Origin of the sequence: Chryseotalea sp. WA131a (assembly GCA_025370075.1) — a bacterium.
Lineage (GTDB): Bacteria > Bacteroidota > Bacteroidia > Cytophagales > Cyclobacteriaceae > ELB16-189.
Genome location: CP073016.1, coordinates 3143287 through 3164638, shown reverse-complemented (window position 1 = coordinate 3164638; position 21352 = coordinate 3143287). Strand labels below are relative to the sequence as shown.

General features: G+C 42.6%; 20 protein-coding genes. 11 read left to right on the top strand and 9 right to left on the bottom strand.

Going from position 1 to position 21352, the window contains the following annotated elements; all coding sequences use genetic code 11:
* Nucleotides 1–77 precede the first annotated feature (77 nt).
* Nucleotides 78–1619: an alkaline phosphatase D family protein gene (locus KA713_14520; GenBank protein ID UXE65677.1), complete on the bottom strand. Its 1542-nt coding sequence runs from the start codon at nucleotides 1617–1619 to the stop codon at nucleotides 78–80.
* A gap of 165 nt (nucleotides 1620–1784) precedes the next feature.
* On the opposite strand from KA713_14520, the gene KA713_14515 reads away from it, so the two are divergent.
* The 5 genes from KA713_14515 to KA713_14495 are packed head-to-tail and all read left to right on the top strand — an operon-like array spanning nucleotide 1785 to nucleotide 8868.
* Nucleotides 1785–2735 carry a tetratricopeptide repeat protein gene (locus tag KA713_14515; GenBank protein UXE65676.1) on the top strand — a complete coding sequence of 317 codons (951 nt, stop codon included), beginning with the start codon at nucleotides 1785–1787 and terminating at the stop codon, nucleotides 2733–2735.
* Between the two features lie 40 nt (nucleotides 2736–2775).
* Nucleotides 2776–3513, top strand: coding sequence for a hypothetical protein (locus KA713_14510; GenBank protein ID UXE65675.1), 738 nt, complete (start codon nucleotides 2776–2778; stop codon nucleotides 3511–3513).
* A 37-nt stretch (nucleotides 3514–3550) separates the two neighbouring features.
* Nucleotides 3551–4750 carry a DUF418 domain-containing protein gene (locus KA713_14505; GenBank protein UXE65674.1) on the top strand — a complete coding sequence of 400 codons (1200 nt, stop codon included), beginning with the start codon at nucleotides 3551–3553 and terminating at the stop codon, nucleotides 4748–4750.
* Between the two features lie 54 nt (nucleotides 4751–4804).
* Nucleotides 4805–7969 carry an N-6 DNA methylase gene (locus tag KA713_14500; GenBank protein ID UXE65673.1) on the top strand — a complete coding sequence of 1055 codons (3165 nt, stop codon included), beginning with the start codon at nucleotides 4805–4807 and terminating at the stop codon, nucleotides 7967–7969.
* Between the two features lie 23 nt (nucleotides 7970–7992).
* Nucleotides 7993–8868, top strand: coding sequence for a hypothetical protein (locus tag KA713_14495; protein ID UXE65672.1), 876 nt, complete (start codon nucleotides 7993–7995; stop codon nucleotides 8866–8868).
* Between the two features lie 125 nt (nucleotides 8869–8993).
* Here the strand turns inward: KA713_14495 and KA713_14490 are convergent, their stop codons facing one another.
* The gene (locus KA713_14490) at nucleotides 8994–10640 is read right to left on the bottom strand and encodes an amidase (GenBank protein ID UXE65671.1); all 1647 of its coding nucleotides are present in this window, start codon (nucleotides 10638–10640) and stop codon (nucleotides 8994–8996) included.
* 65 nt (nucleotides 10641–10705) lie between these two features.
* Here KA713_14490 and KA713_14485 point away from each other — a divergent pair, with 65 nt between their 5' ends.
* The 4 genes from KA713_14485 to KA713_14470 all read left to right on the top strand — a co-directional run bounded on the left by KA713_14485 (nucleotide 10706) and on the right by KA713_14470 (nucleotide 12663).
* Nucleotides 10706–10921 carry a hypothetical protein gene (locus KA713_14485; protein ID UXE65670.1) on the top strand — a complete coding sequence of 72 codons (216 nt, stop codon included), beginning with the start codon at nucleotides 10706–10708 and terminating at the stop codon, nucleotides 10919–10921.
* The gene (locus KA713_14480; protein ID UXE65669.1) at nucleotides 10903–11280 is read left to right on the top strand and encodes a type II toxin-antitoxin system VapC family toxin; all 378 of its coding nucleotides are present in this window, start codon (nucleotides 10903–10905) and stop codon (nucleotides 11278–11280) included. The genes KA713_14485 and KA713_14480 overlap by 19 nt, the downstream gene beginning before the upstream one ends.
* A 4-nt stretch (nucleotides 11281–11284) precedes the next feature.
* Complete coding sequence (locus KA713_14475; protein UXE65668.1) at nucleotides 11285–11758, top strand: DinB family protein; 474 nt, start codon at nucleotides 11285–11287, stop codon at nucleotides 11756–11758.
* A 62-nt stretch (nucleotides 11759–11820) separates the two neighbouring features.
* Nucleotides 11821–12663 carry a dienelactone hydrolase family protein gene (locus KA713_14470; GenBank protein UXE65667.1) on the top strand — a complete coding sequence of 281 codons (843 nt, stop codon included), beginning with the start codon at nucleotides 11821–11823 and terminating at the stop codon, nucleotides 12661–12663.
* Nucleotides 12664–12782: 119 nt separating this feature from the next.
* On the opposite strand, the gene KA713_14465 is transcribed toward KA713_14470, so the two are convergent.
* The gene (locus tag KA713_14465) at nucleotides 12783–13658 is read right to left on the bottom strand and encodes a hypothetical protein (GenBank protein ID UXE65666.1); all 876 of its coding nucleotides are present in this window, start codon (nucleotides 13656–13658) and stop codon (nucleotides 12783–12785) included.
* Nucleotides 13659–13732: 74 nt separating this feature from the next.
* Between KA713_14465 and KA713_14460 the strand changes: the two genes are divergently transcribed.
* Nucleotides 13733–14443, top strand: a complete 711-nt coding sequence (locus KA713_14460; protein UXE65665.1) for a methyltransferase domain-containing protein — start codon at nucleotides 13733–13735, stop codon at nucleotides 14441–14443.
* 44 nt (nucleotides 14444–14487) lie between these two features.
* Here KA713_14460 and KA713_14455 read toward each other — a convergent pair whose 3' ends face one another.
* From KA713_14455 to KA713_14435, 5 genes are all read right to left on the bottom strand, one after another.
* A complete protein-coding gene (locus KA713_14455) occupies nucleotides 14488–15120 on the bottom strand; it encodes a hypothetical protein (protein ID UXE65664.1) in 633 nt (210 codons plus the stop codon).
* 18 nt (nucleotides 15121–15138) lie between these two features.
* Nucleotides 15139–17544 carry a TonB-dependent receptor gene (locus tag KA713_14450; protein UXE65663.1) on the bottom strand — a complete coding sequence of 802 codons (2406 nt, stop codon included), beginning with the start codon at nucleotides 17542–17544 and terminating at the stop codon, nucleotides 15139–15141.
* Nucleotides 17545–17642: 98 nt separating this feature from the next.
* Nucleotides 17643–18047: a hypothetical protein gene (locus KA713_14445; GenBank protein UXE65662.1), complete on the bottom strand. Its 405-nt coding sequence runs from the start codon at nucleotides 18045–18047 to the stop codon at nucleotides 17643–17645.
* Nucleotides 18048–18193: 146 nt separating this feature from the next.
* Nucleotides 18194–18664: an alpha/beta hydrolase gene (locus tag KA713_14440; GenBank protein ID UXE65661.1), complete on the bottom strand. Its 471-nt coding sequence runs from the start codon at nucleotides 18662–18664 to the stop codon at nucleotides 18194–18196.
* A complete protein-coding gene (locus KA713_14435; protein ID UXE65660.1) occupies nucleotides 18633–18920 on the bottom strand; it encodes an alpha/beta fold hydrolase in 288 nt (95 codons plus the stop codon). The genes KA713_14440 and KA713_14435 overlap by 32 nt, the downstream gene beginning before the upstream one ends.
* A 100-nt stretch (nucleotides 18921–19020) precedes the next feature.
* Between KA713_14435 and KA713_14430 the strand changes: the two genes are divergently transcribed.
* Complete coding sequence (locus KA713_14430; GenBank protein UXE65659.1) at nucleotides 19021–19812, top strand: helix-turn-helix transcriptional regulator; 792 nt, start codon at nucleotides 19021–19023, stop codon at nucleotides 19810–19812.
* A gap of 277 nt (nucleotides 19813–20089) precedes the next feature.
* On the opposite strand, the gene KA713_14425 is transcribed toward KA713_14430, so the two are convergent.
* Nucleotides 20090–21223, bottom strand: a complete 1134-nt coding sequence (locus tag KA713_14425) for a hypothetical protein (protein UXE65658.1) — start codon at nucleotides 21221–21223, stop codon at nucleotides 20090–20092.
* Nucleotides 21224–21352 lie beyond the last annotated feature (129 nt).

The window sequence follows — 21352 nt, the reverse complement described above, 5'->3', positions numbered from 1 at the left end:
TTTTGAAGGGAGTTTATCAAATCCAATAAGATCTTTTCGCTTTAGCAATTAGACCTTTTGGATTTTAGGAACCCACTTCAATTTAGCTTCAACCGATTCTTGCCCTTCTCAAACCAAAAAGTTTTGCCTAAAAATTCTTTGGTGTCTGGTTTGCGCAATGTCTCTACATAAAACCACTCCGCTTTTGATTGCGTAGGATAAACTGTTAGCAACAGATAGCCGTGGTCACGATCGTTTACATATTTGATGTGCGGGTTTTCTTTCATCAAGGCCTGCTCTGCCAGCTTCACCGTATCGTCAGGCTTGCGTTCGTTGCCGTTGCCAGATGAAACACTGGTGGTACCCAGTTCGATGGCAAAAGGCGAATAATTTTTATTGATATCGATGGCAGCTTCTATCGCCCACGAACCGTGTGTATCGCCCGAGGCAAAAATGACATCTTGAATTTTATTCGCTGAAATAAAATCTACGATCTTTTTCTTTTCTACCGGAAAGCCATCCCACGAATCTAAGTTGCGCGGCATTTTTGGAAACACCTTTTGTAAATACACATCCGAAAAAATCACTTGGTTGCCAATCAATTTCCAAGTGGCTTTCGATGCTTTCAATTTTTCTTCAAACCACTGTAATTGTTTCGCGCCAAGCATCGTGCGCTCTTCTTTTGCCAAATCCGGATTGGTTGGGTCGGTGATTTCCGGGTCACGACCAGCCAATCGTTCGTCTAGCATCATTACATCCGCTAAACTTCCGAAAGAAAAACTCCTATACAATTCTTGGTTTTCGCGGATGGGCATCCATTCGTAATAAGTTTGGCGTGCGGCTGCTTTTCTTGCTTGATAGTCACCTTCTTCGGGCTGGTGATTTTGGGCGCCTGTTACGGTTGAGTTGTTTGCCACTTCGTGATCGTCCCAAATAGCAATAAATGGATGGAGCTGATGTACCCTTCGCAATCCCTTATCCAATCGGTAAAGCGAATAGCGCGTGCGATAATCTTTCAACGAAACAATTTCATGAGGAGGAATATTGATCCGGCCAATGGTGGTATCGCCATATTTGCCCGTTCCGTATTCGTAAATGTAATCACCTAAATGCAGTACCGCATCCAACACCGGGCGATCGGCCATTTTATCGTAAGGGTTGAAATACCCAAATTCCCAATTGGCACAGCTAACAATAGCAAACTTCAAACTGTCTTTGGCCGAAACGGGCGCGGTTTTCGTCCGTCCCACAATCGATGTTTTGCCCAATGCGCTAAATCGATAATAATAAATTTGATCGGGCTTAAGTGCATCTACATCTACTTTTACCGTGTAATCGCGCGAAGGAGAAGTACTCAGTGTGTCTGATTTATAGATCGAAGAAAATTTATCGTCTTCCGCGATTTCCCACTTTACGGAAATGGAAGAGAGTGAATCATCGGGGGTAACGCGCGTCCAGAGGATGACCCGATCGGGCAATGGATCACCCGAAGCCACACCGTGATAAAATGGTTTGAGTGACTCATCGAAATGCTTGGCTACTCCATCGTTCCATTTTTTAGTGATTGGTTTTGATTTTTCACACGAGATAAAAAAAGCAATTGCTAGTACGTAAAACGATATACAGCCTAACGATTTCATATGCCAATAATTTATTTTGAAGGAAAGTTACACGCTGCAACAAGATACTCCTAACCATTCATCAATTGGTCTTAGGTTTTTAACAATTCGGTAAAGAATGCTGCTTAAACGCAACCTTTTCATCTCTTTTGAAGTCTTAATCACATAAAACTCACCCCCTTCCTTATGAAAGCTCTTTTGTATGCTGTCCTTTTATTGCCGGTTGCTTTATTTAGCCAGTCGTCTGTTGAAAAGGCAAAAGCCTTATATGAAAGTAAGAAATACGAGGAGGCTGAAAAGATTTTAAAATCGGTAGGAGAAAAGACAGTTGACTACGCAGCGGCTCGTTATTATCTCGGGCGCATTGCCTTTGATAAAAAGGAGTATGACGATGCTTCAGATTACTTTGAAGAAGCCACTGAGGCCGATCCGAAAGGAGCAGATTATTTTAATTGGTTGGGTAACACCTACGGCACCATTGCCCGCGATGCCAATATGCTGAAGCAAGGCATGCTGGCCCCTAAGATGAAAAAAGCTTGGGAAACGGCCATTGCCCTCGACCCGAAAAACCTTGATGCGCGCACCTCTCTTATCCAATACTATTTGCAAGCCCCCGGCTTTATGGGTGGTAGCATCGATAAAGCCAAAGAAGTGGCCAAACAAATCATCGCCTTAAATCCGGCAGAAGGTCATCGGCAACTAGGGAATGTGTATTTGTCGGATAAAAAACCGGCAGAAGCGGAGAAAGAATTTTTGGAGGCCGTAAAAATCAATCCGGATTACATTTCGTTGTTGGCGAATTTTTATACCAATCAAAAACAATACGACAAGGCCTTTGCCCTATTTGAGGAGGCCATCAAGAAAAACCCCCAAGATTACACCTCCATTTATCAAGTAGGTAAAACAAGTGCGCTCTCTGGCCAAAAGTTAGATAGGGGTGAAGAGTGCCTAAAAAAATATTTGACACATACGCCAATGCAAAACGAACCCTCGCATGCTGGCGCTAATATGCGCTTGGCACAAATCAAAGAAAAGCGAGGCCAAAAAGCAGAGGCAAAAAAATTATTCGAGACTGCCTTGAAATTGGATGGGGGTTTGAAGGAGGCAAAAGAAGGGTTGGAGAGGGTCTCAAAATAATGATGCTTGGCCTAGTGACCATGCTTTTTTACATTTGTTAATGACACTAAAGATTTCATTCCTAATTATTTTCGCTCTCTGTTCCTTCTCTGCAAGGAGCCAAACGGATTCGGTTAAATCAAAGAGAAAAATTGGTTTTTATTCTCACGTGGGCGTCACGTATGGAAATTTTTCAGAATTGAATGCTAGCCTTTCCCTTATCGGTTACCCAGAAATTAGAAATTCTTATAGTGGCCCTACCTACGGAATTACGTTATCAGACAAACGAAACAACTCTTACAGCTTTGTAGCAGTTTCTATTTTATCGTCTAATCCGGCTTCGCCTTTTGTTGCAGGCACCCCAAAATATGTCAGACTTCGAAGTTGGGAAATTCAAGTAGGCAGAGTCTTTGATCTAATCAAAAGCCCGAAATGGTTAGTGTACCCTTATTTTGGCGAAGGCATTGGTTATGGAGAGCTTACACTATATGACAAGATTTCGCAGCAATCATTTTTGGCAAGTGCTTCTAATCTTACTGTGCCTGATCGCAAAACGTGGATGTCATTTTACATCCAAGTTAATGCGGGTGTTGGCATTGAAAGAAGGTTACGGATTGGCGCTTACGATTTTTATTTGGGTGCATCGGGCGGCTATCGGCTTGCGTATTCTCGCTTTACAGAAGACTATCCCTTGAGCAGCACTGCGCCTATTAAGTTGAGTGGTTTTGAATGGAACATAAAACTTCGTTTTGAGTTGTGGAGGTTGCCAAATTTAAAGTGGAGCAGCAACAAGGGTTAAGTCGCCTTTTCAAAAAACAACTTAATCAAATTCATCAATGGATATTGCCCTCGCTAAGAAAAGCAATCGAATCGAAGTAATTGATGTGCTTCGTGGCTTCACGTTGCTGGGCATTATCCTCGTTCATTTCACCGAACAATACTATGCTGGCCAGCCTCCTAAAATTCATGAAAATTATGGAGCGCACAACTTGGCTGATATGATTGTATTGGGGTTCATTGGCATTTTCATCTCGGGCAAGTTCTTCATGATTTTTTCTTTCCTGTTTGGGATGAGTTTTTTTATTCAACTCGATAAGAGCGATGACTCGCCCGCATTTCTTTTTCGATTTGCTTGGCGATTGATTGTTCTATTTATCATTGGGCTTGTCCATCACCTTCATTACAGAGGCGATATACTTACCATCTATGCGGTGCTGGGTTTTGGGTTATTGCTTTGTCACAAACTGCCCGATAAATTCTTATTGGTTTTAGCGCTCTTGCTTGTTTTTGACACACCTGCCATCCTTCAGCGTACTTTTGATATTCTATTATCAAATTCTGCTAGTCCTTTTCCCATAGGGGACGAAAAAGAATTGGAAATTTACTACAGCACTTTAAAATCCGGAAGTTATTTAGATATGCTTCGGGCAAATTTCTATGAATTCAAATCAAAGTTTGATTTCCAAATTCTTTCAGGTAGGCTGTACATCACCATGGGTTTATTTCTGTTGGGTCTTTATGCTGGCCGAAAGAAAGTTTTCGAAAACATTCCCTTCTTTAAAAAATTGATACGCCTTGGATTGTGGATGTTGCTCGGCTGCGTGGTGTTTGCGGGTTTGTTGGCACTCATCATTTTCGTTGCCAAGGTGGAGATGTCTCAGGCTGTTCAATTTTTATTGGGTGGCACAGTATACGATGTTTTCAATATCGCTCTGGCCGCCATTTATGTGGGGTTGATTGTCACTGTCTTTCAAAGAGAAAAGTGGCACAGGCGGTTGATGAATTTTTATGAAGTTGGGCGCATGGGGCTCACCTCTTATTTAATGCAAGCACTTATTGGCACATGGCTTTTGTTTTCGTACGGCTTAGCATTGCTTGGGAATTTTGGCGCCAGTGTGTGGGCAGCGATTTCTCTCATCGTGTTCGCTTTACAAATCGTTTTCAGCAAGTGGTGGCTCGGTCGATTTCAATACGGACCCGCGGAGTGGCTGTGGCGGAGCTTAACTTATTTTAAAGAGTGGCCGTTGAAAAAGTAGAAACGGATCTTTTTCTTTTCTAGCATCGCCAAAAATTTCTTAGTTTGCAGCTACATGGCCAGCAACCTATTTTCCCCTAAAGATCTTAAGCCAGAACAACTCAACACCTTCATTCAAAAAGTTCTGCAACTAGAAGAGAAGAAAACGATCATTCGCAACTGGCAGAAGGCGATTGCTAATGGCAAAGTGCAGAAAAGCAAAGAAGAACAAATCAAAGGAGAATTTTTAGACAAGTTTTTCGGCCAAGTATTGGGCTATTCTTACGAGAGCCATGAACCCGAATGGAATTTAGAGAAAGAATTCAAATCGATCAGTGACAATAAAAAGCCTGATGCTGCTCTTGGCTTCTTCGATCAAAAGGAAAAAAATGATGTGCGCTGTGTCATTGAAGTAAAAGGAGCGCTCAACAATCTTGATAAAAAACAAAACCGTGCCGATTTTTCGGGCAGCCCGGTAGATCAGGCTTTTGCCTATGTGCCACGCATGCCCGGCAGGTGCGAGTGGGTAATTGTGACCAACATGATCGAGATACGGCTCTACTCGCGCACCGACATTGGCCGCTACGAAAGTTTTCAAATACCCGAACTGCTAGTACCCGATCAACTGGCACGGTTCTTTTTCTTGCTCAGCTATCAACAACTGTTCTTAGAAGCGGGCGATTCTAAAGTCGACCTGATTTTTCACGAACGCGTTGCCGAACAAAAGGTAATCGAAAAAGAATTTTACAACCGCTACCACCAGCTGCGCTTGGCACTGTTCAACAACCTGCGTAAACAGCATCCTACAATCGCACCCAAAAAACTCTTTGGCCTCACGCAGAAACTGCTGGATCGGCTCTTGTTTATTTGCTTTGTGCGCGACCGCGAGTTGTTGGATGCCAACCGTTTTTTAAATGACGTGCAGCAGGCGGTAAAGCGCAGCTTCCGCAAAAAGAAAGAAGCAATATGGACGGAAATGAAATATTTTTTCACCGCCATGAACGAGGGACTTGCCGAAGCCGAACGCGACATCCCCGAATTTAATGGCGGGCTTTTTAAAGAAGATGAAGAACTCAATAACCTACACGTACTCGATAGCCAACTCACCGAAATCATCCACTTTGTTTCTTCCTACAATTTTGATAGCCAGCTAGACGTAAATATACTTGGCCATATATTCGAGCAATCCATTTCAGATATTGAAGAGTTTCAATCCACTTTTGACGAAGAGAAAGCAAAAGCAGCAAACACAGGCAAACGAAAAAAAGATGGCATCTTTTACACGCCCGAGTACATTACCCGCTACATGGTGAAAGAAGCCGTGGGCGGATGGCTGGAAGACCGCAAAAAAGAAATTCTGCAAGAGCTTAAACTGGATGCTGCCCCTGTTTTATCGGCAGAAGAAATTGAAAACGCCACCGTGGCGCCCAGCGAAAAAGTAAAAGCCACACTTGCTTTTTTGGAGCGCTACCGCGAGCAACTGAAAAAGGTGAAAGTGGTAGATCCCGCCTGCGGCTCGGGTGCATTTCTCAATGCCGTGTTTGATTTTTTGTGGCTGGAGTGGGACGTGCTGATGAAAGAGTGGAACCAGCTCACCCGCCCGTGGAAAGACCAACTGCGCGACCATGCCGTGGCAGAGCCGCTGGAAGTGTACAACGGCACAGACGAATGGAAAATCAAAAAAGCCATTGTGGCCAACAACATTTATGGCGTAGACCTCAATCCCGAAAGCGTAGAAATTTCTAAACTGAGCTTGTGGCTGAAAACCGCCAACCGCAAAGAAACGCTGGCCGACCTGAGCGGCAACATCAAGCAAGGCAACAGTTTGATAGATGACCCCAAAGTGGCGGGCGATGATGCCTTTGACTGGAACCACGCTTTCGCGGAAATAATGCAAGCGGGTGGCTTTGATGTGGTGGTAGGGAATCCGCCTTACTCTTATCGAAATGCCATAAGGGAGTCTGAAAAGGATTTTTTTAAACAAAATTATAAATCGTGCGAGGGAAATTTTGATTTATACAAATTCTTTATTGAAAAATCAATCAATCTCTCATCCGCAAATGGATTAAGTTGCTTTATCGTTCCAAATACATTTTTGTCTGCCTCAACTTACAAAAAGTTAAGGGAGATTATTTTAAAAGAATTTGAAATTCAAGAGGTCTATGATTTGGGATTACATGTGTTTGAGGATGTGGTGGTGGAGAGTGTAATCTTCAGATTTAGGAAAGGTAAAATCAAAGGTGATGTAAGAACTAGAATCAAAATACAAAGAAATCGTGATCTTTCAATAATAGACCCAGAAAGCGATTACCTTATTCCGATAACAGAATTTGAGGAGTTCAATATTTACTTATCAAAGGAAAACAAAACAGTTATTGATAAAATCAACAATGAATCAATTGTTCTAGGAAAGATTTGCTATTGCACCGTTGGAATAAATACCGGTTATATAAAAGAAGAGTTAGTATCAAGCAGAAAAATTGATAATCGCTACCACAAAGTATTGAACGGAAAAGATATTGGTCGCTATTCCGTTAATTGGCCTGGCGATTATATCATGTATGACCCTGTGTTTGTAAAGAGCAAAGGTGAATTGGGTCGCTCTTTACCACCAGAAAAAATATTTGAACAAGAAAAGATACTTGTTCAAAGGACAAGACGAGGAATGAAACGCAAATTGGTTTGTTATTTTGATGCAGATGGTTTTTATAATCTTAATCGTCTTTCGAATGTGGTTTTGGAGAATAAAGACTATAGTTTGAAATTTATTTACGCTTTGTTGAATTCTGTACTGATGGATTTTTATTTCAATAAAGTTTACAATGAATATGAAGTAAAGCCAATCCACTTGGCTAAACTCCCAATTAAGGCCGTCTCCAAGAAAGAACAGAATTCAATAGTTGCCAGAGCCGAAAAAATGATTGCCCTCCACAAATCCGTCTCGGATCAATCACAAAAATTCATTGACCTGCTTCGCGCCAATTTTGTTTTTGAGCCTACGGCTAAACTAAAAAAGTGGCACACGCTTGAGTTTATTGATGTGATTGCCGAGCTAGAGAAAGGCGGTGCCAAGTTGCCACCCAAAAAGCAGGGCGAGTGGCTAGAGCTTTTCAAAACCGAAAAGGAAAAAATCAAAACCACCCAAAACGAGATTGACAAAACCGATAAAGAAATAGACCAACTGGTGTACGCCCTCTACGAGCTTACGCCCGAAGAGATTGCGATTGTAGAGAAGGGATAGCAAACGATTAAGAAATAAAAAGCATGGATAAAAAACACCAAAAGATGATGCTCGACCTCCACCGACTGATGGAGGCAGCCAACTTAAAAACAAAAGAAGATTATGAACGCTTCGCCCGCGAAATGACGGGCAAAACCATTCCGGAATTTGACAAAGAAGCACTGAGTAAAGAAGAGCAGGCACAGGACTTGGTATACGAGGCCAGCGAAGTAGATGATGTGCTGGAAGCTGACCGGCTTATCTTTCACGCTTTTCTGCTCGACCCCGATTGTGTAGAAGCATATGAATACTTGGCCGGAGTAGCGGGCAGCCCTATGCTGTCGTTGATGTTGTTTAGAAACGGTTTTACAGCCGCGCGCAAGAAATTGGGCGAAAAATATTTTAAAGAAAACAAAGGACACTTTTGGGGCTTACACGAAACACGACCTTTCATGCGGTGCATGCAAGGCTATGCCGATGCACTGTATTTGTTGGGTCATGCAGAAGCTGCACTTCATGTATATTTTGATATGTTGGAATTAAATCCAAACGATAACCAAGGCGTGCGCGACCAGGCCAGTTTATATTGCCTCGAACTCAATCGCCTGGATGATTTTGAAAAGCTGGCCACAAAATACCCAGATGATATCACTGCCTTTTATCAGTTTAACAAGGTCTTGTATTCTTTTTTAAAGGAAGGAGACAGCGAGACTTCGCGCGCGTTGTTGGCGGAGGCTCGGTCCAGCAACAAACATGTACCGATGCTACTGATGTCGCGCAAAGAATTGCCCCCACTGTCGGACGCGTATTCGCTGGGCGAAAAAAGTGAAGCAGTTTACTATGCCACCTTTGCACGACCCATTTGGCAGGCGAAACCAGGTAGCATTTCGTGGCTTGAAAAAATCTATCAGAAGCGGTAATCTGCCAGAATGCTTTAGTACAGTCAGGCGTTTTTGCGGGACTACGTCAACTAAACTCACAGAAGAAAAAAGGACCCAAAACGTTTTTTGATGGCAGCCGTATTTTCCTGACGGTTTCCAGCAACTTAATCTTTAAAAAGAGGAGGCACTTTGTCTTCCCAATCGGTTGCTTGTTGAAACGCATGGGCCAATGATAGTAAAGAAGCTTCGCCAAACAAATTTCCGATAAATGAAATGCTGGTGGGGCTGCCCTTGTCATTAAAACCATTTGGCACCACTACGCACGGATTGCCCGTGAGATTGGTCGTGAGCAATTGCGAACCGCCAAAACTTGGCGTAACAATCACATCAAAGTTTTTTGTCTTCTCATAGAACTCTTGAATGAGTGCTTGGCGCAACCGTGAGGCGTTGATGTATTCCACCGCGGGAATAAACCGTGCCGCGCGAAAGGTATTTGGCCACGCCCATTTACGTTGGTCTGTTAGCAAGCTATCCCGATTGGAGCGCGTAAGTTCATCAAAGGAAGCAGCCGCTTCTGCCGTCAGCATCAAACGCACAGCAGTGATCGGGATTTTTGAATCCCATTCAATAGGAATTAGTTCTGCACCTAAGCTCTTCAAAACGTCCAATGCTTTCTGGTCATTGTCGTGCGATGGATATTTGGCATCAAACCAATTTTTAAAATACCCTATTTTCAATTTTTTGATATTCGTTTTCGCATCGAAGTTGAAGGCGGCTGCTCGGGTTGCCCGATCTAAGTCATCTGCACCACGGATGGCATCAAACACCAAAGCACAATCCAAAACGGATCGGCACAACGGTCCAATTTTATCCATGCTATGGCTCAGTGCCATTGCGCCATGGCGGCTCACCGCACCAAACGTTGGGCGCAAGCCAGTGGCGCCACAGCGTGTAGAAGGCGAAACAATTGAACCGAGTGTTTCTGTACCAATCGCGAAAGCAATCAAACCCGCCACCGTAGCAGAGGCAGAGCCTGCGGAAGAGCCACTAGAACCTTCTTTTAAATTCCACGGATTTTTAGTGACACCTCCGTACCAAATATCGCCCATTGCCAAAGCACCCAAGGTTAGTTTTACGGTAAGTACTGCACCCGCTTGTTCTAGTTTTTTTACTACGGTGGCTGTCTCGCTAATGACTTGACCTTTGTAGGGAGCAGCTCCCCAAGTGGTCTCCGTTCCTTCTACCGTAAGCAAATCTTTGATCCCGTACGGAATGCCATGTAATGGGCCACGGTATTTTCCTTTGGCAATTTCATCGTCAGCTTGCTTGGCTTGCTGCAAGGCAGTGGCCTCCAAAACAGAAATGGCGCATTGCAGTGTATCCGCATATTTTTTTATTCGACTCAAATAAAGTTTTGTCAGCTCGGTGGAAGTAATTTTTTTGGTTCGGATCAGCGCGGCCAATTTATAAACGGGGTAAAATGCCAACTGCTCTTTGTTGGCTGGCACGTTAACTTCTTTCGGCAAGCCCCAATCAATTGGCTTCTGATTTAGGTTTGGTTTGAAACCAACCGGTATCGGATCAAACACCAACGACATGGGCACTTGGTTGTCCAATTTATATTGATGAATGGCTTGATACGATTTTTGATAGTCCTGTAGGCTGGAGAAAAGTGAATCCCGCTCGGCTTTAGTAAAACTTATATCATAGTAAGTTTCAATATCAGCGGTGGGTGTTTTTTGTTGTGAAAATAACGGTATTGTCGCCAAGCTGAACAAAAGAATTAAAGAAACCTTACTACTCACTCTCATTTCATTAATGGTTTAAGAAGGCAATATAAGAATTGAATGTATATCTTTGTAGAGTATAAACGACTATGGAAACACTTACGATAAATGTACTTGATCCGAAGGCACTCAAACTGATTGAAAACTTAGAGGCTTTGAATCTTATTCATGTTGTAAAGAGCAAGTCCAAAGATGGTTCAAAGAAGCTTTCAGAAAGATTGTATGGAAGTCTCACGGACGATGACGCTGAAAAAATGAGAATTGAACTAAACGAGATGAGGGGAGAATGGAACAGGACTATCTGATTGACACTAATAGCATTATCAACTTTGCTAATAAAAAACTTCCCTCTTCAGGCTCCTTATTTGTTTCAAAGGTTATAGATATCAATCCCATCATTTCAATAATCAATAAAATAGAGGTTCAAGGTTTTGCTGACCCAAACAATCAAATGATCGAGTTGATTGAAGCGTCCACCATTATTCCATTAACGGATGAGATGGTGGATGAAACAATAGCCATTCGAAAAATCCATAAGGTTAAATTGCCAGACGCGATTATTGCAGCAACCGCCAAGACTAAGAACCTTACTTTGATAACAAGAAACGAGACCGATTTTGATTCTGTCAGCGGTCTAACAATTATTAATCCTTGGAAGATATAATTTCATGAAGCATTACATATTAAAACTCTATCAATACAATGCTTGGGCTAACCGAAGGGTAATCGGCTGTTTGGAAAGACAAGCGGTAACAGATGAAAAAATTCTTTCGATTTTTGCGCATTGTGTGGCTGCCAATTTTATTTGGTACAACCGTTTCATGGGTCTGCCCAAAAGCGATTACAAGCTTTGGGATGGAAATTACTCTGTAGCCGACCTAAAAAACATGGTGGAAGAGGCCGCCCAGCTCTGGCTCGAATTTATTGAATCAAACCATTCGTTCGATCGCGTGTTAAAGTACCACAACTATGTGGGGGATTATTATGAAAACAACATGCAAGATATTATGATCCATTTGGTCAACCACGGTTCGTATCATCGTGGGCAAGTGGCGGTGCTTTTGCGTGAGAGAGGCTATGAACCCATTAACACCGATTTGATCACCTACGATCGTGTGTTGTTGGGCCAGTGGAAAGATTGATTATTGCATTTTTAGTCGACAAAAAATTGTAAGCATTTAACCTAAAACTAAAATCCATTACCATGAAAAAAATTAAACTTCTCGTTGCTTTCGTGCTCTTGTGTTCGATTTCATTTGCACAAAAAGAAACGATTTGCCACACCGATGCCACCGATAAGTTTGCGGTATTTGCATCGAACAAAAAATTCAATCGCGATCACCCAAGTCCGCTGGCTTATGTGCACGAAAGTGAGGCCGGTGGAAAAATGATTAAGCTAAAAGCAGCAGATGGTGTGGAAGCAAATGCATTCTTTATTGAATCAAAAAAGAAATCCAACAACTGGGTTTTTGTTTTTCAAGAATGGTGGGGATTGAACGACCATATCAAACGCGAGGCTGAAAATCTGTACAACGACTTGGGCAATGTAAATGTGTTGGCCTTGGACATGTACGATGGCAAGTTGGCCACCGATCCGCAAACAGCTGGTAAGTACATGCAAGAATTTAAAAAAGAGCGTGGTGCGGAAATTGTAAAAGCAGCAATTTCTTTTGCAGGAGCAAAGGCCAAGATTGGCACAATCGGCTGGTGCTTTGGGGGAGGGCAATCGATGCAAGCAAGTTTGTTGGCTGCAAAGCAAGCCGCTGCGTGTGTGATCTATTATGGTCAGCCCGAAGAAGATGTTGAAAAATTGAAAGGATTAAATTGTGACGTGCTCAACATTTGGCCCACCCAAGATAAATGGATCAACAAAGAAGTAACTGATAAATTTGAAGCCAATATGAAAGCAGCTGGCAAAAAGCTCACCGTTAAATCATACGATGCCGACCATGCCTTTGCCAATCCCAGCAATGCCAAGCACAACAAAGAATTTACAGCCGATGCATACAAAAACACGCTGGCGTTTTTCAAGAAAAGACTGAAGTAATCTTTAAAAAAAAATTACAGATAAGTATTTGTTAAAGAGCCCTTGAATTTTTCAAGAGCTCTTTTTTTCTCCAAAATCTCCTGTGAAGCCAGATCATGCTATTTAGGGAATCCCTTAATTCAAATTTCGCGAAAAACGGGTCGCGTCAAGCACGTAGGCCCACCACCACCTTTGTAACTGATTTCCTGACCATCGTATTCAATCACCTCGCAGCCTGCCCTTAGCAATTGTTCTTTTGTTTTTGGATTGCCTTTTACCATTAAACATTTGCGTGGGGCTAGTGCCAATACATTGCAACCCATGGTGTCAAATTCCGATTCGGGTACTTCTACAAAACGGTATCCTCGATTGATCAACTCTTCCCGAAAAACAATCGGCATCAATGGGGAATAAACCACTGCCAAATCTTTATCCACAGGACTGAGAATAGACATCAGGTGAAACACATCGCCCGGCCCTTTGTAGTGGGGCAATTGAACTTCTAATACCGAAACGTCAATGGGCGTCAGCATCTCGCGCAGTTGGCGAACGCCTTCGGCATTGGTGCGATACGTTCTTCCTACTGCTAATGTTTGGGTATCGAGCCAGGCCACATCGCCACCTTCCACCTTGCCAGGCGATTTGATTTCGCCCAAAATCGTGATGGCATTTTTTGCGTATTCTTTTGCACATGCCGATGGCTCACCGCTGCGGGCGGGCTTACCCATGTTGCAAATAATCATCCCCGCATCGGTGGCAATGCTGGCATCTCTACAATAAATTGAATCTAAGGAGAGTACTTCCTCTGATGGAAAAAACTTTACCTCTGCTCCGTTGTCGCGAATGTGTTTTTCAAATTCAGCCGATTCTGTTAAGGCGACTTTGAAATCGGGGGCGCTTAAAAAATTGAGCGTTTTCCACTCGGCATCAATTTTTTCTTGATCCCTAAATGCATCCAATGCTTTCTTTATAAAGATGGTTTTGATGATCCCGTATTCTGAGTGGCACGTTTGCATAGTGAAAGATTTGCTGCAATATATGCACGGAATGACTATTTGACATTACCTTTAACAGAACCTTTCTCGCACCAATGGCTATCTCCTTTACTAATCGTTCTGCTGATGTTGAAATCATGGATGATTTGCTTTGTGAAGGTGAGGTCGTGGATCAAACATTGCGCGAACTTGATTTTATTAACCATTGGCTTGGCGGAAATGCCGTAACCCTTCAAGCACTTGCCTTGGTGTGGAATGGAATTCCCAAAGATAAAGCGATTACGATTGCAGACTTGGGCTGTGGCAGTGGCGAAATGTTGCGAATCATTTCGGCAATCGCTTTGAAGCAAAAACGAAAGGTAGAGTTGATTGGGGTGGATGCCAACCCAAACATCACTCAGTTTGCAACAGATCATTCAAAAGGCTTCAAGAATATTCAATTCTTCGCACACAATGTTTTTGAAGAACCATTCAAATCGCAGCGGTTTGATATTGTGCTCGCCACACTTTTTACACATCACTTCTCGAACGAAGAGCTGGTTGCCTTGCTAAAGCAAATACGTGCCAAAACAAAACACGCGATTATTATGAATGACATCCACAGACACCCGTTGGCTTACTACTCCATCAAATGGTTAACGCAACTATTTTCAAAATCGGCCATGGTCAAGTTCGATGCCCCCTTGTCGGTAATGCGAGCCTTCACCAAAAATGAATGGATATTTATTTTGAAAGAAGCGGGTATCGAAAACTATTCGCTTAGGTGGCGGTGGGCTTTTAGGTGGCAATTGATCATTCATCCCTAAAAGAAGATTAAAGGTAGCGGCTGATTGCCGCTACCTCTTTTACCTTATTGCACCGAAATATCAAATGTCAAATCTAAATCTGTTTCTCCTGTATTCGAATCAGATGTTGCGGACTTTAAACCTGGCTGATGTTTTAGCAAAAGCCGGAACGTGCCAGAGAGCGCGGCTCCTGCGGCAGAAGACGCAGCCCAAGTAGTAGTAAGGCCAAGATTTCTGCCATTGCTATCTTTCGAGTCCGTACCACCAACATAGTTCATTGCATCGTTTGGATTATCGATGTTGCCGTTGCCGCTTGGGCTCGAGAAAATATTGTTTGTCCACGCGAAATAAAATTGATGTTCGTCACCTTCCTCTTTCACTTCTTCCGACACATCGTAAGCCGGATCAGTTGGTTTGGCAAGGCCATTGATCAATTCAATAGTCATCACATAGGTTTTTCCTTTTGCTAAATTAATAGCGCCATCAACTGCAAGTGGCTTCACGCCCTCTCCATCGGGATCGGTAGCCGAAACAGTTACTGCAGCAGAACCATCGCTAGGGGTAAAGACTAATGTAGCTTTGGTAATCAGTTCGGGGGTATCTTCTTTTTTAGGATCATCCTTGCTACAGCTTGATAGGAAAAGCGAAATGGCTAATAACAAAATAGATACACTTGATTTTAAAATAGATTTGTTCATAAAAATTTTAGTTTGATATTAAAATGTGCATTTAATTAATAAAGAAAAATTGCTGCCAAGATCATTGGCAAAATACCGCAAGCGATTGGTGTAGTTGCGATATACGGTGTTGAAAAAATTATCAGCCGAAAGGCGAAAATCATATTTCAACTTTTGACTTCTCAGTGAAAATCCTGTAGAGGCATTCACCAACCAATACGAAGCAGGCGCATCCATAAAATCAGAATTTCGCTTATCATTGGCAAACAAATCGACTCCTTTCTCATTGGCTTCGTTTATTTCTCGAACGGTAACGGTGCGTGGTGCGCGATGCTGCCGATCGGTAAAGGTTACTTTTGCCTCCACAAAAAACCCATTTAGGTTCACTCGCTCCAGCGCATCCCACCGAAAGCTGCTTTCATATCGATTGGCAGGAATAAAAACCAAGTAGTCGTTATTGGTTTCATCCGTGGCCTGTAGCAAAGATGCTTTTGGCGAAATTTTGAAGTGCGATGAAGGTGACCATTCAGCAGAAACATCAACACCCAAAAAAGAAGCGTCTGTTTGCGTATAGCGAAAGTAAGGGAACACTCCACGAATGGTCTGTGTAACACCCTTGGGTTGCAAGTAGATGTAATTGAAAATGTAGTTCATATATCCGGTTACTTCCCAGTTTATGTTGCCCTGCTTTGCGCGATAGGTGCTTACCCATTTTAGTGCCTGCTCATTTTTGAAATTGGCATTTTGAATAGACGTTACTTCATTGGTTTTTTCATTCAGCAACAATCCGAATTCAATAGCTGCCGCGCTCTGGTGTGTACCCAAACTATACAACTCTGCCACATGAGGTGGCCGCCAAGCACTGCTAAACGAAGACGAAAAACTTTTTCCATTCTTCATTTGATAGGTGCCACCAACAGTTCCGCTAAAATTGTGGAACAATAAATCGCTGGTGTACAACTCATTTTTAAAATCGAAACCCGCAACCGAATAGGAGCGATAGTCGTAGCGCACACCTGCATTCAACATTAAATTGGCCCACTCCTTCTTTACAATTCCATAAGCTCCCCCTGAAAGATTATCATAATTGGGAATGAAAGGTATTCGTTGTGTGCCGGGAATGTTGTTGTTGCTTTGCGCCATGACAGAAACTCCAACCGTTGTATGGAACGTATTGTTTTGCGAAAAACTTTCGCGTTCAATGTCCAATGTTTGTGTTGTCAAATCTAAGTCAATCACAGGCCGCTTCGCAAGATTGCCGATTCGCAAATCAAATTCTTGTCGACCATTGTTTTGAAGACCATATTTCATCCGCCACACAGAAGATTTCTGTTTTATCTCTGCACTCAACTTCAGCAAGTTGTGCTGCACTTGTTGACGTGGTTCCGAAATAGAATAGCTAAAGGATTGTGTCCCCAAAGGTGGCTCGCGCTCCATGGCTGCAAGCAAATCATTGATGCTGCCAACAGCCGAACCCCGCAAAATCCCAATTTCAGTTTGAAAGTGACTGAAGAAAATCTCGAGTTTTAGTTTTTCATTTTGATAGCCCATTGCAGCAGAAAAATCCAATTCACTTACGCCCGTGTTGGTAAGCTGATACGTAGGCGAATGAAAATCTCCGGCACGTTTGGCTGTGCCTTGAGCCCGCCACCCAAATCCCTTTAGTTTTTTCAAACCGCCTTCCAACATTCCCGATACTGTTCCCATTCGCCCGTTGCTTTGCGCGATCGTTTGAATGGCCCCGCCCATCTTATTGGTGACGGGCAAATCGGGTGGGTTGACGATGATCACTCCGCCCAAGGCATCGGTACCATACTTGATGGAACTCGCATCTTTCACCACTACAATGTTGCTGGCAATGAAGGGGTCAATCTCAGGAGCATGTTCAGCGCCCCATTGTTGCCCTTCGTGGCGGATGCCATGGTTCAAAATCAACACGCGCTGACTATGCACTCCATGGATGACTGGCTTGAAAATTCCAGGCCCTGCTTGAATGGCGTTAACACCCGGCACTTCTTTCAGCATTTCTCCGAACGATTTTCCAGCGCTCGCTTCCAACATTTTTTCATTCACAACTGAAAAGTTTTGAGCTGTTTCTGTTTTTTCAGCAATGGCCTCGATGACCACTTCCTCCAATTGTTGTTGGTCGGGTTTTAAATGAATATCTACTACCCGATTGGCCACTACACTTTCTGTAATCGTTTTGTAGCCAACAAATCGAACGCTGAGTTGATGAACTTTGGCACAGGAGATTACAATTGAAAACGTGCCATCCGCTTTAGTTACAGTGCTTTCGTTGTCAATGCTCACAAATGCATTGAATAACGGCCCATCATTTTCATCGAACACGCGGCCGCGAATGGTTTCTACGCAAGGCTGCTGTGCATCGCCAAAAACGGCTAAGCCAAAAATGAATAGGTATAAAAGCGCCAGTTGCTTTCGCACGAAAGGGGAATTTTTGAAATTGATTTTAAAAAAAGTAGATAAGGCGTTTGATTACTTCTTTTAGGAAGGTTTTGTTGGTTTGACGCCTACTAGATTTTTTAAACCAATGGAGGTGCGCGCGCAGAAGAAAAATCTACAAAAAATTGAAGAGCACAATCATTGCTGTAGCCGATGATTGCGATTGCGAAATCAGATGGTTGATTACCTTCAACTTCCTGAAGCAGATGTGGCGATTGGTGCGCAATCTGACTGAACAAACATTTATGCGCATTGAAAAAGTGCGTTTTGTGCGCACAGCCCTTTTCTGTTTGACCATGAAAAAGTGTTTGATGGCAAGCATCTTTTTCATGTTCTGCGGAGTGAAGTTCGGTTACTTCTTTTGAATGGACTAGTACGTGAAGGGACTCGTCTGGGAAAGAGCCCAACAGATATAACGACAAGGCGATGCCCACACACAGTTGAAAAAGTGCTTCCTGAATGCGGGGATTAATTCGCTTTGTCATTGAGGTGGCAAAGCTAATAAATATTGTGGTATCAAGTTAAGATACCTTGCGGAGCGCAAATTGAAATTGCTCCGATTGCAAAAAAAAATAAAACCTCGGTGGCTATCGAGGTTCAATGGACCCTCTACGCGTATGTTGTGCGATGCTTACTTGTCTTTTACTAAGTTGTAAATCCTGATAACTTCTTTATTGAATTTTTCAGGTTCTTTAAATACAGGGCTGTGCCCCGACTTCTCAAACTTAATAAACTCCTTTTGGGGTCCTATCAACACGTTAGTATATCTTTCCACGAGTTCCCAAGGTGTGTTATAGTCGTAAGCTCCTGAGATAAAAAACACTGGTATTTTTACTTCGGGTATTTGTTTGAAAAAATCGAAATTATTGAAGTCAGGGTCGTAAATGATGTTTCCTGCCGAAAACGCGGATGCTTTACCGTACTTGAATAAGTCGAAAAATGAGTACTCCCTTGAAAACCATATTGAAAAAATCCAGTCTGTATATTTAGTTTTTCCATATCGTTCTCCTCCCAATTTCAAAAGCCAATCTTTCTGTTTAACCAATCCCCAAAAACCATTTTTATACATCTTACTTGAAACCACCCGACTGAGGTGGTCCACTCTCCTCCAAGTCGTTGATCGCTTTGACGTTATTCTGCTCTTTTGCTTTATCCAGTGTGTATTGATACGAAAGTAGCTCACCTTCATAAGCTGCCAATTCTTGCCCAACTCCAACATAGGCGATATAGTTTTCAGGATGTCGCTGAACAGAATATAAGCCAAGTCTGGCTCCCCAAGAGTGCCCTACCAAAAAGATTTTGTCTACTTCAAATCTTCTTTTTAGATATTCCACCAACGTATCAACATCTTGAATCAAAAGGAGTATTTTTCTATGCCTGAGAAAAGCTAATTCCAATAAATAAAAATCAATAGAACAAAAAGACTGTTTTGATCATTTCTTTATTTTTGAAAATAGAATGAAGCCGAACGATAATATTCCATCCAATCTTTTTCACTTTAGCAATCAACTGCTCGCTAGCCCGCCCGAGTATCATGAAGGTCTACTGAAAAACTTACTAGAAACGCATCCTGTCGTAAAGTCTTTCAACGGTCTTGATCCAATGGCTTACTATATTTTTAGTTATGTGGATTTGGGGATTAAGTTTTTGACACCGAATATTTTCGGAAAACTGTTTCGTGTTCCGGAAGAAGAGATTCAACAGAAATTCAGAGAATTTGGAATGAATTATACCTTCAGCATTATACATCCGGCAGACCGAAAAATCTTAACGGAAGATTGCTTCCACTGGGCTGAAGTAATAGCAAAGGATATTCCAATCTCACTTCGTGATAAAGTAAGGTATACCAATAACTACAGGGCCATGCGCGGGGATGGCACTTACGGTAAATATCTCAGTCAATTTTGTGTAATTCCTGATAGAGAAACAGGCTATCCTTTGATTGGGCTAGGAACGATCACTGACATAACGGATCAAAAGACAGACAATAAAATCATTTTCAAAGCTGAATTTTATGATGAACTGAGTGGTCATAAAGAATTTGTAAAGGTTTTTGTCCCCGCAGATAATCCAATTTCAAATTTGAGCGAAAGAGAGCTTGAAATCGCGCGGTTAATTGCCCAAGGAGACTCAAGTGAGGAAATAGCCAACAAACTTTTCATTTCTCCCTTCACGGTAAAAGCCCATAAAAGAAACATCTTTGAAAAGATGAACGTGCACAAAGCCACTGAGTTGGCTAGTAAGCTATAGCGGCATCCTTATAGCATTTTTTCTTGGGGAGGAATTTGGCTTTTGCCATAGCGTTGGTGTCGATTGGTTTGCGCAAGCATAAACACAATTTTACATGCTCGGGAATTTTGCTCTAGAAGCCGAGTCAAGTCCACGTTGATGAAGTCGTCAAAGTCGCCCACGCTCTCCGCGGGACGAAAACTTGCGGAGCGCAAGTTGAAATTGCTCCGATTGCAATAAAAAAGCAAAACCTCGATGGTGTGGTCATCGAGGTTTTTACATTTCAGGCTATCAATATCTAGTGATACGTATAATTGGTTGTCTCGGTGGTTCCCTTGCCGTCTGCAACCGTTCGCTGCACCAGCAAGCCATCTTCCCGGAACCGATATTGCATTTGATACTCTACTGCTGTATCCTGAATTTCGTAGCGATACGATTGGGGTAAATTAGGTTGTGCGTTAAGGTGCGGAAGTGTTTCTACCATTGGAACCGGGTGCGGTTTCATTAGATAGTTTTCAAAAGTCTGTGTTGACGAAAGCACTAACTCCTGATCTTCCTGTACATGATAGGTCATTTTCTTATAAACATTACCGTCATTGTAGTATAGGAAAATAAACACTATTGATCGTTGCATCGTTCCGTCAGGTTGGCGATCGTAGTACACCATTTCACCCACATTGCCGGCATCATCATAGCCATACTCAATGCGTTGCACCAAGTTTTGAGATGCATACTTCTCACTTTTCACCACTCGATTGCCTGCCCAAAAATAGCGCGTTACAAAACCTGCTTGATCGGTCTTTGACGTTACCCTCCCATTTTCGTGTTTGTATGTGTAGGAGCCTGTGACCGGGAATGGCGTGTACGATGTCCAGTTGATTCCTTTTACAAGCCCCTGATCAACATACGTAAACTCGCGCGACATGCGCCAATTACTGGAAACGGTTTCGTACTTCTTTAACTTGCCTATTAAATCATCGTCTTGAATTAGCAAGGTGTAAGAGTTATTCGCAGTAACGGAAACTCCACCAGAAGCACGATCAAGTGTAAACTGAATAGAGCGTTCATAATTTACAACTTTGTTCTGAACGGGTTGAATACTAAAACCAATAGACGTAGCCCCCTTTAAAACAGGCAATAAAATCTCTTGGTTGACGGCCGCAGGTGACGTCACAAAATCAACACCGTGTTCGCTATTGGTAGCGGTTACTTTAACTGTGAGTGTTCCGTCCACAGGTGCTGCTTTTGACAACGGTATGGCCACGTTCAATTGAATGGGATCGCCTTCTTTCAAATTTGCTGATGCCGTTTGAAATGCTGCTACTGCTGTTGAAGGCTGCTGTGGAGTGGGCAGCTGTGGAGTTATCGTCTCGCTCTCTTTGCACGCTGCGAAGAGGCTGGCAAAAGCGATGGTTGTGATAATTTTTTTCATACGCTGTGTTTTAATTTTTTTGAGTCGAACGATTGTCTTTTAAACAGGTTTCGCACAGTATACACTTTCTGATGGGGTTTGCTAAAAAATAGAACAAAAGGACTACTGGCGGCATCATTATACAGCAAA

Bases quoted from the DNA above. Each gene is read 5' to 3' on its own strand.
- KA713_14520 (UXE65677.1), bottom strand. From the start codon at position 1,619: ATGAAATCGTTAGGCTGTATATCGTTTTACGTACTAGCAATTGCTTTT.
- KA713_14515 (UXE65676.1), top strand. From the start codon at position 1,785: ATGAAAGCTCTTTTGTATGCTGTCCTTTTATTGCCGGTTGCTTTATTT.
- KA713_14510 (UXE65675.1), top strand. From the start codon at position 2,776: ATGACACTAAAGATTTCATTCCTAATTATTTTCGCTCTCTGTTCCTTC.
- KA713_14505 (UXE65674.1), top strand. From the start codon at position 3,551: ATGGATATTGCCCTCGCTAAGAAAAGCAATCGAATCGAAGTAATTGAT.
- KA713_14500 (UXE65673.1), top strand. From the start codon at position 4,805: ATGGCCAGCAACCTATTTTCCCCTAAAGATCTTAAGCCAGAACAACTC.
- KA713_14495 (UXE65672.1), top strand. From the start codon at position 7,993: ATGGATAAAAAACACCAAAAGATGATGCTCGACCTCCACCGACTGATG.
- KA713_14490 (UXE65671.1), bottom strand. From the start codon at position 10,640: ATGAGAGTGAGTAGTAAGGTTTCTTTAATTCTTTTGTTCAGCTTGGCG.
- KA713_14485 (UXE65670.1), top strand. From the start codon at position 10,706: ATGGAAACACTTACGATAAATGTACTTGATCCGAAGGCACTCAAACTG.
- KA713_14480 (UXE65669.1), top strand. From the start codon at position 10,903: ATGGAACAGGACTATCTGATTGACACTAATAGCATTATCAACTTTGCT.
- KA713_14475 (UXE65668.1), top strand. From the start codon at position 11,285: ATGAAGCATTACATATTAAAACTCTATCAATACAATGCTTGGGCTAAC.
- KA713_14470 (UXE65667.1), top strand. From the start codon at position 11,821: ATGAAAAAAATTAAACTTCTCGTTGCTTTCGTGCTCTTGTGTTCGATT.
- KA713_14465 (UXE65666.1), bottom strand. From the start codon at position 13,658: ATGCAAACGTGCCACTCAGAATACGGGATCATCAAAACCATCTTTATA.
- KA713_14460 (UXE65665.1), top strand. From the start codon at position 13,733: ATGGCTATCTCCTTTACTAATCGTTCTGCTGATGTTGAAATCATGGAT.
- KA713_14455 (UXE65664.1), bottom strand. From the start codon at position 15,120: ATGAACAAATCTATTTTAAAATCAAGTGTATCTATTTTGTTATTAGCC.
- KA713_14445 (UXE65662.1), bottom strand. From the start codon at position 18,047: ATGACAAAGCGAATTAATCCCCGCATTCAGGAAGCACTTTTTCAACTG.
- KA713_14430 (UXE65659.1), top strand. From the start codon at position 19,021: ATGAAGCCGAACGATAATATTCCATCCAATCTTTTTCACTTTAGCAAT.
- KA713_14425 (UXE65658.1), bottom strand. From the start codon at position 21,223: ATGAAAAAAATTATCACAACCATCGCTTTTGCCAGCCTCTTCGCAGCG.